General features: G+C 64.4%; 12 protein-coding genes and 1 pseudogene. 11 read left to right on the forward strand and 2 right to left on the reverse strand.

Features of this window, described 5'->3' with window-relative positions; all coding sequences use genetic code 11:
• A pseudogene (locus MOV63_RS30380) lies at window positions 1-116 on the reverse strand (cobalt-precorrin-6A reductase); the annotation flags it as partial.
• A 1-nt stretch (window position 117) separates the two neighbouring features.
• Here MOV63_RS30380 and cbiE point away from each other — a divergent pair.
• Genes cbiE through cobM form a run of 3 tightly spaced genes read left to right on the forward strand, consistent with a single transcriptional unit; the run spans window position 118 to window position 2,536 of the window.
• Complete coding sequence (gene cbiE / locus MOV63_RS30385) at window positions 118-1,371, forward strand: precorrin-6y C5,15-methyltransferase (decarboxylating) subunit CbiE (protein WP_247039381.1); 1,254 nt, start codon at window positions 118-120, stop codon at window positions 1,369-1,371.
• Window positions 1,368-1,754, forward strand: a complete 387-nt coding sequence (locus MOV63_RS30390) for a cobalamin biosynthesis protein (RefSeq protein ID WP_247039382.1) — start codon at window positions 1,368-1,370, stop codon at window positions 1,752-1,754. Before cbiE ends, MOV63_RS30390 begins: the two co-directional genes overlap by 4 nt.
• Window positions 1,751-2,536 (forward strand): precorrin-4 C(11)-methyltransferase, encoded by a 786-nt coding sequence (gene cobM / locus MOV63_RS30395; RefSeq protein WP_247039383.1) that lies wholly within the window; start codon window positions 1,751-1,753, stop codon window positions 2,534-2,536. Before MOV63_RS30390 ends, cobM begins: the two co-directional genes overlap by 4 nt.
• On the opposite strand, the gene MOV63_RS30400 is transcribed toward cobM, so the two are convergent.
• Complete coding sequence (locus MOV63_RS30400; RefSeq protein ID WP_247039384.1) at window positions 2,509-3,621, reverse strand: cobalt-precorrin-5B (C(1))-methyltransferase; 1,113 nt, start codon at window positions 3,619-3,621, stop codon at window positions 2,509-2,511. The genes cobM and MOV63_RS30400 overlap by 28 nt on opposite strands.
• Before the next feature lie 53 nt (window positions 3,622-3,674).
• Here MOV63_RS30400 and cobA point away from each other — a divergent pair, with 53 nt between their 5' ends.
• The 8 genes from cobA to MOV63_RS30440 form a co-directional block, all read left to right on the forward strand.
• Window positions 3,675-4,454 carry a uroporphyrinogen-III C-methyltransferase gene (gene cobA / locus MOV63_RS30405; RefSeq protein ID WP_247039385.1) on the forward strand — a complete coding sequence of 260 codons (780 nt, stop codon included), beginning with the start codon at window positions 3,675-3,677 and terminating at the stop codon, window positions 4,452-4,454.
• A complete protein-coding gene (locus MOV63_RS30410; protein WP_247039386.1) occupies window positions 4,451-5,764 on the forward strand; it encodes a cobyrinate a,c-diamide synthase in 1,314 nt (437 codons plus the stop codon). Before cobA ends, MOV63_RS30410 begins: the two co-directional genes overlap by 4 nt.
• Window positions 5,765-5,926: 162 nt before the next feature.
• On the forward strand, window positions 5,927-7,120 hold the full coding sequence (kynU, locus tag MOV63_RS30415; RefSeq protein ID WP_247039387.1) for a kynureninase: 1,194 nt from the start codon (window positions 5,927-5,929) through the stop codon (window positions 7,118-7,120).
• Between the two features lie 4 nt (window positions 7,121-7,124).
• On the forward strand, window positions 7,125-7,640 hold the full coding sequence (locus MOV63_RS30420) for a MarR family winged helix-turn-helix transcriptional regulator (protein ID WP_247039388.1): 516 nt from the start codon (window positions 7,125-7,127) through the stop codon (window positions 7,638-7,640).
• Window positions 7,641-7,783: 143 nt separating this feature from the next.
• Window positions 7,784-8,932: an ABC transporter substrate-binding protein gene (locus MOV63_RS30425; RefSeq protein ID WP_247039389.1), complete on the forward strand. Its 1,149-nt coding sequence runs from the start codon at window positions 7,784-7,786 to the stop codon at window positions 8,930-8,932.
• A 74-nt stretch (window positions 8,933-9,006) separates the two neighbouring features.
• Window positions 9,007-10,041 carry a branched-chain amino acid ABC transporter permease gene (locus MOV63_RS30430; RefSeq protein WP_405029402.1) on the forward strand — a complete coding sequence of 345 codons (1,035 nt, stop codon included), beginning with the start codon at window positions 9,007-9,009 and terminating at the stop codon, window positions 10,039-10,041.
• 3 nt (window positions 10,042-10,044) lie between these two features.
• Window positions 10,045-11,814: an ABC transporter permease subunit gene (locus MOV63_RS30435; protein ID WP_247039390.1), complete on the forward strand. Its 1,770-nt coding sequence runs from the start codon at window positions 10,045-10,047 to the stop codon at window positions 11,812-11,814.
• Window positions 11,811-12,179 (forward strand): ATP-binding cassette domain-containing protein (locus MOV63_RS30440; RefSeq protein ID WP_247039391.1); only part of this gene is annotated, 369 nt, incomplete at its 3' end. The genes MOV63_RS30435 and MOV63_RS30440, both read left to right, overlap by 4 nt.

The raw sequence follows: 12,179 nt of genomic DNA on the forward strand, positions 1-12,179 counted from the left end.
GCGCGTGTGCGCCCGGCAAGCGACAGCTCCACGGCGAACCGCGGATCGCCGGCGAGTTTTCCGGCCAGCGCGCGGGCTTCCGCCGTGCCGCCAAGAATGAGGATGGAGCGTTGCAAGATGCCTCCTGAATCAGTTCGCAAACCTTTAAACCAAAGCCGCTGGCTGTCCATCGTCGGCATCGGCGAGGATGGCGTGCCAGGCCTCGGCGACAATGCCCGCTCGGCAATTGCATCCTCCGTCGTTGTCTTCGGAGGCAGGCGGCATCTGGAACTGGCAGCCTCCGCGATTACCGGCGAAGCCCGCCCCTGGCCGACACCGTTTGATGCAACAATGCGCGACGTCGTGGCGCTGCGTGGCCAGAAGGTCTGCGTGCTGGCCTCCGGAGACCCTTTCTTCTTCGGCGTCGGCGCAACGCTGTCCCGCCATGTCGCGCCTGAAGAATATACCGCCTATCCTGCCCCCTCGGCCTTTTCGCTGGCCGCCTCAAGGCTCGGCTGGCCGCTGCAGGACATCGAAACGGTGTCCTTGCATGGCCGTCCGCTCGATCACATCCGACCGCTGCTGCATCCTGGCCGGCGGATCATCGCGCTGACATCCGATGAGAACGGTCCGGCGGCGCTGGCGGAGCTTTTGTCCCGCACCGGTTTCGGGCCGTCTCGGATAACCGTCCTGGAGTCTCTGGGCGGCGCGGCGGAACGCATCCGTTCGCAGCAGGCAGATGAGTTCGCGCTAGTGGATATCCACGTGCTGAATGTGGTCGCCATTGTCGTAAAGGCCGAAGCTGGGGCCTTTGTCCTTCCGCGGGCTTTCGGACTGGACGATACCCTGTTCGAACATGACGGGCAGATCACCAAACGTGAAATCCGGGCGCTGACGCTCTCGGCACTGGCTCCACACCGCGGCGAGTTGCTGTGGGATATCGGCGCCGGCTCGGGTTCGATCGGCATCGAGTGGATGCTCGCCGACCCATCCCTGAAGGCGATTGCGATCGAAGCCAACGCCAATCGGTCAGCGCGGATCGAGCGGAATGCTTTGGCATTCGGCGTGCCTGGCCTGCGCATCGTCGAAGGTGAGGCGCCGGCGGCTCTGGCCGGCCTGCCGCAGCCCGACGCGATCTTCATCGGCGGCGGCGGCAGCGAGCCTGGCGTTTTCGATCAGGCTCTGGAGGCGTTGAAGCCCGGCGGGCGGTTGGTCGCCAATGCCGTGACGCTGGAAATGGAAGCGGTTCTCCTGGCAGCGCATGCGAAACTCGGCGGCGAACTGATCCGCATGGAGGTTTCGCGTGCAGCGCCGATCGGCGGCATGTCGGGCTGGAAGCCGGCCATGCCGGTCACCCAATGGAGCTGGACGAAACCCGGAGTGAAACCATGATTGCCGCCGGTCTCGGCTGTCGCAAGGGGACGTCTGCGGAAGCGCTGCTTTCGGCGCTTTCTGCTGCCTGCGCCGCGGCGAATATTTCACGTGAATCCGTTTCCGTTCTGGCGACCGGCGAGATCAAGCGGCATGAGCCGGGGATGATCGCGCTTGCGGAGCGGCTGCGCCTGCCCCTGCAGATTGTCGACGAGGCGGCGCTGAAGCAGGTGGAAGCGCGCACCAGAACAGTTTCGAAACACAGTCTTGCGCAAACGGCCACGCCAAGCCTTTCCGAAGCCGCGGCACTGGCCGCCACCGGCGAAGCTTCCGAACTGATCGTCGCGCGGCTGATTGCCGATGGCGCCACCTGCGCGCTGGCACGCTCGAAGGACCATTCATGACCGTGCATTTCATCGGCGCCGGACCCGGCGCCCCCGACCTCATCACCGTGCGCGGCCGCGATATTCTCGCCCGCTCGCCGGTCTGCCTTTATGCCGGCTCGATCATGCCGAAGGAACTGCTCGACTATTGCCCGAAGGATGCGCGGATCGTCGATACCGGGTCGCTGTCGCTGGACGATATCGAGGCGGAATACGTGGCGGCCCACAAAGCCGGCCGGGATGTCGCGCGGCTGCATTCCGGCGATCTTTCCGTCTGGAGCGCGGTTGCCGAACAGATCCGCCGGCTGGAGAAGCACGGCATCGACTATACCCTCACTCCCGGCGTGCCCTCCTTTGCCGCCGCCGCGGCGGCTCTGAGGCGGGAGCTGACCATCCCGGAAGTGGCGCAGAGCCTGATTCTCACCCGCGTTTCCGGCCGGGCGTCGAAAATGCCGGAAGGCGAGACGCTGGCGGCCTTTGGTGCGACCGGCGCGACGCTGGCGATCCACCTCGCCATCCATGCGCTCGACCGTATCGTGGCCGAACTGACGCCGTTTTATGGCGTAGACTGCCCTGTCGCGATCGTCGTGCGCGCCTCCTGGCCGGAAGAACGGATCATCCGCGGTACGCTTGCCGATATCGAAGCAAAGCTGGCGGCGGAACCAGCCGAACGGACGGCGCTGATCTTCGTGGGCAAAGGCCTGGGCGCTGCCGATTTCGTCGAAAGCCAGCTCTACAATGCGGATTATGTGCGCCGCTTCCGTCCCGGCTGGCCTCAGGCCGGCGACAAGGATTCGGAATGATCGGACGGGGTAAAGGCGGTCTGGCCGACCAAGCGGCCTTCGCGATCGTAGACCAGGATTTCCAGCGCGATATCAGGCTGTTTAAGCGCCTTGGCGGCGGTCTTCCAGGCAAGCGCGGCAATCCGGTCGCCCAGTGCCAGTCCGTTTTCGCCAGCGAGCGCGAACGCTTGAGATACAGTGTTGGCGGCAGCTATCTGCGCCGCAAGCTCATCGCTCGCTCCGGCTTCACCGGCGAGTTTCGCCAGAGCCTCGAGATCGGCCAGTCCGCGCTTGGAATGCACGTCGAGCATGCCCTGCGCGAGCTTGGTCATCTTGGCGACGCCGCCGGCGATCGTCACCTTCTGCACCGGATGGTCGCGCAGATATTTCAGCATGCCGCCGACGAAATCGCCCATGTCGATCAGCGCGATCTCGTGCAATCCATGATGCGCCTGCACCGCCTTTTCGGACGTGTTGCCGGTGGCGCCCGCCACATGATCGAGCCCGGCGGCACGCGCCACATCGATGCCGCGCCAGATGGAATGGATCCAGGCCGAGCAGGAAAAGGGAATGACGATCCCCGTCGTGCCGAGGATCGATATGCCGCCCAGGATTCCGAGCCGACCGTTGAGCGTCTTCTCGGCAATTTTTTCACCATGGGCGACGGAAATCTCGACCTCGAAATCGGCCTCTTCGCCGGCGACCTCTGCGATCGCCTGGGCGATCATCTTGCGCGGCACCGGATTGATCGCGGGCTCGCCAACGGGCAGGGGCAGCCCGGCGCGGGTGACCGTGCCAACGCCTTCGCCGGCCTTGAAAACAATGCCGCTGCCGGCCGCGCCGCGCCGCACGGTGCTCTTGATCAGCGCGCCATGGGTGACATCCGGGTCATCGCCGGCATCCTTGACGATCCCGGCTCTTGCAAATCCCTCGCCGGTTTCTTCGACGGCGAGCGCGAAGGACGGCGTCTGCCCGCCGGGCAAAGTCACCTCGACCGGATCGGGGAATTTTCCGGAAAGGAGAGCAAGACAAGCCGCCTTGCTCGCCGCCGCCGCACAGGTTCCCGTGGTCCAGCCACGACGAAGGTTCTTGCCATCCACTTCCATGGCCGTTTCTATAGCCCGACCGGGGCCGAGCGTCACCGGTCAAAGGTCCGCATATGAATGAAAGCATCGAAACTATCGTCGCAGCACCCGTCTTCGAGCCCGGCCATGTCTGGCTCGCCGGCGCCGGCCCCGGCCATCCGCGTTACCTGACGCTGGAAGTCGCCGATGCGATCGGCAAAGCGGACGTGATCGTCCACGACGCGCTGGTCTCCGACGGCGTGCTGTCGCTCGCAACGACCGCAGAGCTGATCTTCGTCGGAAAACGCGGCGGAAAGCCTTCTGTCGCCCAGGATGACATTACCGGCCTGCTGATCGAACTCGCCCGCAAGGGCAAGCGCGTGCTGCGGCTGAAGGGCGGCGATCCCTTCGTGTTCGGACGCGGCGGCGAGGAAGCGGAAGCGCTCGTCAGGGAGAATATTCCGTTCCGCGTACTGCCCGGCATGACCTCGGCCCTGGCAGCTCTCGCTTCCGCCAATATTCCCGCGACGATGCGGGGGATGAGCCGCGCGATCACGCTTGCGACCGGCCATGCGGCCGGCAGCCCCGGCGACCTGGACTGGAAGGCGCTGGCGAAAACCGGCGAGCCGATCGTCGTCTATATGGGCGTCAGCACGATCGGCACGATCGCCAGGCTGCTGATCGAAGGTGGGCTATCGCCGGAAACGCCGGTCGCGGTGCTGATGGCGGCGACGACGCCGGACGAACGCTCGCTGATTGCAACGCTTGCGACGGTCGAGGCCGAGGTCGTGCGGCAGAAATTCGCCGCGCCCGCCCTGATCGTCATCGGCCGGATCGTCTCCATGCAGGCCGTCTTGTCGGGGGGCAAGTCATGACGGCGCGCGCGCTCATCATCGGTGCGCCGCGCTCCGGCTCCGGCAAGACCAGCGTCACCATCGGCCTGCTGCGCGCCTTTGCCCGCCGCGGCGTCAAGGTGCGCGGCATCAAGACAGGCCCGGATTATATCGATCCGGGTTTCCACGAGGCCGCGACGCATCGGCCGGGCCTCAACCTCGACAGCTGGGCGATGGCGCCGGACCTGCTGCGGCATCTGGCGCGCGGACAGGCGGAGGATGCCGAGCTACTCCTGATCGAAAGCGCCATGGGCCTGTTCGACGGCATCGTCAGCGAAGAGAACCGTTCGGGCGCTGCCTCCGATCTTGCCCGGCTGTTCCGCCTGCCCGTGCTGCTGGTGCTGGACGTCTCCGGCCAGTCCCAAACCGCCGGCGTGATCGCCTATGGCTTTGCCCATTACGATCCGACCGTGAAGATCGCCGCCTGCGTGCTCAACCGAGCCGGCAGCGAACGGCACAAGAAACTGTGCGGCGATGCCATCCAGGCGGCCGGAATTCCCGTCGTCGGCACCGTCCTGCGTGATCCCTCGCTGGTTCTGCCCGAACGGCATCTCGGCCTGGTTCAGGCGAGCGAACACCCGGAAATGGACGCGCATATCGAGCGGCTGGCCGACGCCATGGAAGCCTCGCTCGACCTCGATGCGATCTATGCCGCTGCAAAACCCTTCAATATTCCGAGCGGTTCGACGGAAAAATCACTGCGTCCACCCGGCCAGCGGATCGCGCTGGCGCAGGATGCCGCCTTTACCTTCCTCTACCCGCATCTGATGCGCGAATGGCGCTCGGCCGGCGCCGAGGTTGTTCCCTTCTCGCCCCTGGCCGATGAAGCACCGGCTGCCGGTTGCGACGTCTGCTGGCTGCCGGGCGGATATCCCGAACTGCATGCCGGACGGCTTGCCGCTGCCGAGAATTTCAAGTCCGGCCTAATGCGATTTGCAGAAACAAACCCCGTTCACGGCGAGTGCGGCGGCTACATGGTGCTCGGAGAAACGCTGGAGGATGCCGATGGCGTGACGCACGCCATGACCGGTCTCCTGTCCCACCGCACCAGTTTCGCCAAACGCCGGATGAATCTCGGTTACCGCCAGGCGGAGATCGCCGAGAACAGCCCGCTCGGCGGCAAGGGCGATACGATCCGCGGCCATGAGTTCCACTATGCCAGCGTTGTTTCGCCGGGAACCGACCAGCCATTTGCGACGATCGCCGACGGTGGCGGCAAGCCGATCGGCCCGACAGGCGGCCGACGGGGCCTCGTCAGCGGCGCCTTTTTCCACGCGATTGCCCGCGGCTAACCGGCGGAGACTGAAAGCGCCACAACCGCCGTTCGGCGTCCGCCGCTCGCAAATAATCGAATAGGGCGCAAATCTGTCTTGCGCGTCCCTCGCCAGCTTCTAGTCTGGTTACTCGGGGCTAGATGCCCCTCAAACGATTGGTTTCGACAGCAAGGTGTTCCGGTGACGGATTTCGAAAAGACCCGCTCGCTCTTCTATCTGCCGGAAGGCGTGATCTATCTCGACGGCAATTCGCTCGGACCGCTGCCGCTTGCAGCCAGGGAACGCGTTGCCCGGCTGATGACCGATGAATGGGGCGATCTGCTGATCAAGGGCTGGAACAAGGCCGGCTGGATGGCGATGCCGCGGCGGATCGGCGACCGGGTGGCCAAGCTGATCGGAGCGGCGGAAGGCACGGTCGTCATGGGCGACACCCTGTCGATCAAGGTCTACCAGGCACTCGCCTCGGCATTGGAACTGGTGCCGGAACGCAAGGTCGTGTTGTCCGACAGCGGCAATTTTCCGTCGGATCTCTATATGGCGCAGGGCCTGATCGGCTCTCTCGGCAAAGGTCTTGAGCTGAAGATCGTCGAGCCGGAAGGGGTCGAAGCCGCGATCGACGAAACCGTCGCCGTGGTCATGCTGACGGAGGTGGACTACCGCACCGGGCGGCTGCACGACATGAAGGCGCTGACCAAAAAGGCGCATGCCGCCGGCGCGGTCACCGTCTGGGATCTTGCCCATACGGCCGGTGCCCTGCCTGTCGATCTTTCCGGTGCGGACGCGGATTTCGCGGTCGGCTGCACCTACAAATACCTGAACGGCGGGCCCGGTGCACCGGCCTTTATCTATGTCGCCCCGCGCCATGCGGACAAGGTGCGGCCGGCGCTGTCCGGCTGGCTGGGGCACGAACAGCCCTTTGCCTTCGATCTCGGTTATCGTCCGGGCGGCGGCATCGATCGCATGCGGGTCGGCACGCCGCCGATCATCGGGCTTGCGGCGCTCGACGCAGCGCTCGATGCCTGGGACGGCGTCGACATGGCGGACCTGCGGCGGCAGTCGATAGAACTCTGCGATCTGTTCGTCGCGGAAGTCGAAAGGCGCTGCCCGATGCTGAAGCTCGGCTCCCCCCGCGATGGGACGAAGCGCGGCAGCCAGATTTCCTTCCTGCACGAGGAAGGTTACGCGATCATGCAGGCCCTGATCGGACGCGGCGTGATCGGCGATTTCCGCGCCCCGAACGCCATTCGTTTCGGCTTCACACCGCTCTATATCGGCGATGCCGAGGTATTTGGAGCAGCCGACATTCTCGAAGACATCATGACCAATCGCCTCTGGGACACTGCCGAATATAGACAGCGGGCACTGGTGACCTGATCGGATGACGGAAGAACGGCCCACATCTCCCCGAAAGCTCTCCAAGGTCGTGCCCTACCGGCTCGCGCGCAGCAACGCGGAAATGATGAAGCTCGTCAGCCTGCTTTGCGAGGCCAACGGTTTCAAGCTGAATATCTGGCGGGTCATGTCCGCGATCGGCACCTATCGATCGATCTCGCCGATGGAGATCGGCAAGCTTACGACGATCGACAAGGCGATGGTGTCGCGCGCCATCCGCGAGCTTGTCGACCGCGACCTGATCGACCGCCGCGCCGACGCGCGTGATGCGCGATGGGCCCAGATCCAGCTGACGGCGGCAGGAACGGCCGTCTACGAAAAGATGGTGGCCGGCATCGATGCCCTCGAGAAACACATGTTCGGCGATCTGCCGCCCGAAAAGACCGCAGCCTTCATGGAGATGCTCGAACTGATCGAGCGTCGCGCCAAGTCGGCGCGTGAGATGGTGGAATTGAACGGCAAAGCAGGCTTGGCGCGGCTGCTGGGACATGAAGCCGAGTGAGACTTCCGCACTCCGGCCGCGTCCAGGCCGGCCTTCGTAAGCTTCACATAACCATTATCAGAATTGTTTACAAAGAAACAATCTCCCTGTAAACAAATGGCAGGGCGGGAGGAGATCGCCCGCTTTTGTCCTGGGAGGATCCTATGAAGAACCGGTTTTTTGCTGGGATGGCGCCCGTTGCCGCCCTGTCCATGTCCCTATTTGCAAGCTCTGCGCTGGCCGACATCACGATCGGCGTGACCATATCGTCGACCGGCCCGGGTGCGGCGCTCGGCATTCCGCTCAAGAATTCGGTCGAGTTGTGGCCGACCGAAGTGGGCGGCGAGAAGCTGAAGGTCATTGTTCTCGATGACGCCGGCGACCCATCCGTTGCCACCACCAATGCCCGCCGCTTCGTCAACGACGACAAGGTCGACGTGTTGGTCGGCTCGGCACTGACCCCCGCTTCGATCGCCGTCGCCGGCGTAGCGGCTGAAAGCAGCACGCCGCATCTCGGATGCTCGCCGGTTCCGCCGAACATTTCCAAGGGCAAGTGGACCTTCATCATGCCGCAGGATGCCGGCCTGATCGCCAAGAACCTGTTTGCCAAGATGAAGGCCGACGGGGTCAAGACGGTCGGTTATATCGGCTTCTCGGATAGCTATGGCGACCTGTGGATGGGCCAGTTCAAGGCGATCGGCGAACAATACGGTTTGAAGGTCATCGCCGACGAGCGTTATGCCCGTCCCGACACCTCCGTTTCCGGCCAGGTATTGAAACTCGTGGCCGCCCGTCCGGATGCCGTCTTCGTCGGCGCTTCCGGCACCGGTGCGGCATTGCCGCAGATCGGTCTTCGCGAACGCGGTTTTACCGGCAAGATCTACCAGACCCATGGCGCCGTGACCTTCGATTTCCTGCGTATCGCCGGCAAGGCAGCCGACAACACGATCTTCGCCTCCGGCCCGGCCATGGCGCCGGAAGCCCTGCCGGATACCGCGGAGACCAAGCCGGAAGGCATGGCCTACGTGACGGCCTACGAAAAGAAGTTCGGTCCCGGCACCCGCACCCAGTTCGGCCCACATATCAACGATGCCATGGCCATCCTGAAGAAAGCCATCCCGGTCGCGCTCAAGAAGGCAAAGCCCGGCACGCCGGAATTCCGCGCGGCTCTCCGTGACGCCATCGAAACCGGCGGCCCGTTCCCGGCAAGCCAGGGCGTCTTCAACTTCAAGGCCGACGATCACCTCGGCCTCGACGACCGCGCCGTCGTGCTGTTCACGGCGAAGAACGGCAAGTTCGAAATCACCAAGTAAAGAGCAACTGAACGAGGCCCGGCGTCCGCGCCGGGCCTTTTTGCAGCGTCTTTTCTGTTATCGGGGGAAATTCTTTGGACGCGATGATTGCGACCTTCCTGATCCAGGATGGTGTCACCAACGGCGCGATCTATGCGCTCCTCGGTCTGGCGCTGGTCCTGCTCTTTTCGGTCACGCGGGTGATCTTCATTCCCCAGGGCGAGTTCGTCGCCTATGGCGCATTGACGCTGGCGCTTCTCGACGGCGGCAAGGTGCCCGCCACCACCTCGCTTCTCGTCTGTTTTGGAGCGATCGCCTTTCTGTTCGATCTCTGGAGCATGCGCCGCGGCACCGATGTCCGCACCTTTCTGCGCAGTCTCGCCCTTAACCTGGTGCTTCCGGGCGTGATTTACGGCATCACCATCGTGCTTGCACCGCTCGGCCTTCCCTCTGTCGCAAAAGCCCTGTTGACCATCCTGATCATCACGCCCATGGGCGCCTACATCTACCGCATTGCCTACCGGCCGCTCGCCGATGCTTCCGTGCTCGTCCTGCTGATCGCTTCGATCGGCGTGCATCTCGCCATGATGGGGCTTGGCCTCGTCTTCTTCGGCGCCGAGGGCCTGCGTGCCGAACCGCTCGCGAACGACAACTACACGATCGGCTCGTTGATGGTGAGCGCCCAGAGCCTCTGCATCTACGGTGCGACGATCGCGATCATCATCGGCCTCTACCTGTTCTTCGAGCGGACGCTGCTCGGCAAGGCTTTGCGCGCCACCGCCGTCAACCGGCTCGGCGCACGGCTGGTCGGCGTCCGCACCCATCTGACCGGCGTCACTGCCTTCACGCTGGCCGCCGCGATCGGCGCCGTTTCCGGCGTGCTGATCGGCCCGATCACCACGATCTATTACGACACCGGCTTCCTGATCGGGCTCAAGGGCTTCGTGGCGGCGATCATCGGCGGGCTTGCGAGCTTCCCGATCACCGCGATCGCGGCGATCGGTGTCGGGCTGGTCGAATCTTTCTCTTCCTTCTTCGCCAGCAGCTTCAAGGAGGTCATCGTCTTCGGGCTCATCATTCCCGTTCTGATCTGGCTGTCGCTGAGCGGCAGTTTCCACGAGGAGGAGTGAGCGATGAAGATCGAGCGTTTGCTTCCCGGCCTTGCCGGCATCGTTTTCCTGGCGGTCATCCCTCTCCTGCCGGTGCCGCCGTTCTGGCTGACGATCCTCAACAATATCGGCCTCGCCTCTCTGGTGACGATCGGCCTTGTGCTGCTGACCGGCGTCGGCGGCCTCACCTCGTTCGGCCAGGCCGCCTTCTGCGGTTTCGGCGCCTATACGACTGCTGTGTTGAGCACGAATTACGGCTTTTCGCCCTGGCTGACCCTGCCGCTGTCGCTGATCGTCGGGGCGTTGACCGCCCTGCCGCTCGGCCTCATCACCGTGCGCCTTTCCGGCCATTTCCTGCCGCTCGGCACGATCGCCTGGGGCCTGGCGCTCTATTATCTGTTCGGCAAGATCGACCTCCTCGGCCGCTACGACGGCATTTCCGGCATCCCGCCGGTCGAAGTCGCCGGCTATCGTTTCCTGAGCGACGGGTCGATCTATTACCTCATCTGGTTCTTCGTGATTGCGGTCGCGATCGGCGCGAAAAACCTGCTCGACTCGCGGATCGGCCGCGGCATCCGGGCACTGCGCGGCGGCGGCCAGGCGGCGGAAGCGTTCGGCGTCAACATCGTGCGCGCCAAGCTCACCGTCTTCGTGTTCGCCGGCGTGGTTGCCGCCCTTTCCGGCTGGCTCTATGCGCATATGCAGCGCTCCGTGAACCCGACGCCGTTCGGGCTCAGCATGGGCATCGAATATCTGCTGATGGCCGTGGTCGGCGGTTCAGGTCACGTCTGGGGCGCAATTTTCGGCGCCAGCATCGTGCTGATCATGAAGGACGTGCTGCAGCGTTTCCTGCCGGACCTGATCGGCACCACCGCCAATCTGGAAATGGTCGTTTTCGGTATTCTGCTGGTGGTGATTCTGCAGCTCGCCCGTGACGGCCTCTGGCCATTCGTGTTGAAGCTCCTGCCGAGGCGGCCCGCGCGATCTCTTCCGACTTCCGACGACAGGCTTGCCAAACGAACGCTGGCGCCGACCGGCTCGTCGCTGATCAAGGTGGAAAAGGCGCGAAAAGCCTTTGGCGGCCTGGTGGCGGTCAACGACGTCAGTTTCGAAGTACGCGCCGGCCAGGTCGTCGGCCTGATCGGGCCGAACGGCGCCGGCAAGAGCACGACCTTCAACCTCATCACCGGCCTCGCTTCATTGACCAGCGGATCGGTTTTCTACGAGGGCCAGCCGATGACCGGCGATAGCCCGCGCGAAGTCGCCAGACACGGCATCGCCCGCACCTTCCAGCACGCGAAGATCCTGCCAGACATGTCGGTGCTGGAAAACGTCGCGCTCGGCGCGCATCTGCGCGGCTCGGCCGGTGTCTTCAGGAGTTTCCTGCGGCTGGAGCGCAGGCAGGAGGCGACGCTACTGGCCGAAGCTGCCGTCCAGCTCGAACGCGTCGGCCTCGGCGCCTATCGTGATCGGTCGGCCGGCGATCTGGCGCTCGGCCAGATCCGCATCCTGGAGATCGCCCGAGCTCTCTCCGCCGACCCGGCCGTGCTGCTGCTCGACGAACCCGCGGCCGGCCTGCGCCACGGCGAAAAACAGGAGCTCGCCAACCTCTTGAAGAAGCTGCGCGAGGAGGGCGTCAGTGTGCTGCTCGTCGAACATGACATGGGCTTCGTCATGGGTCTCGTCGACCATCTCGTGGTGCTCGATTTCGGTACGCTGATCGCCGAAGGCAAGCCGGCCGACGTGCGCAAACATCCGGCGGTCGTCGCCGCCTATCTGGGAGGTGTCGCATGAGCGGAAACTTGCTCGAACTCTCCGATATCCATGTCTCCTACGGTCGAGCCGAGGTGCTGCACGGCATATCGATGAGCATGAAGCCCGGCAGCATCGTCACCGTGATCGGCGCAAACGGCGCCGGCAAATCGACGCTCCTTAACGCCATCATGGGCATCGTCCCCTCCTCCGGCACGATCGTCTACGACGGCGCGCCCGTGCCGCGCTCGGTCGAAGGCCGCGTCGCCGGCGGCCTCTGCCTCGTGCCGGAAAAACGCGAACTGTTCGCCACCATGTCGGTCGAGGACAATGTCGAGCTCGGCGGCTTCCTGCGCAGCGCCGCTGAGCGGGCCGAGACGCGCGAGGACGTCTACGCGCGTTTCCCG

Origin of the sequence: Neorhizobium sp. SHOUNA12A (assembly GCF_023006505.1) — a bacterium.
GTDB lineage: Bacteria > Pseudomonadota > Alphaproteobacteria > Rhizobiales > Rhizobiaceae > Neorhizobium.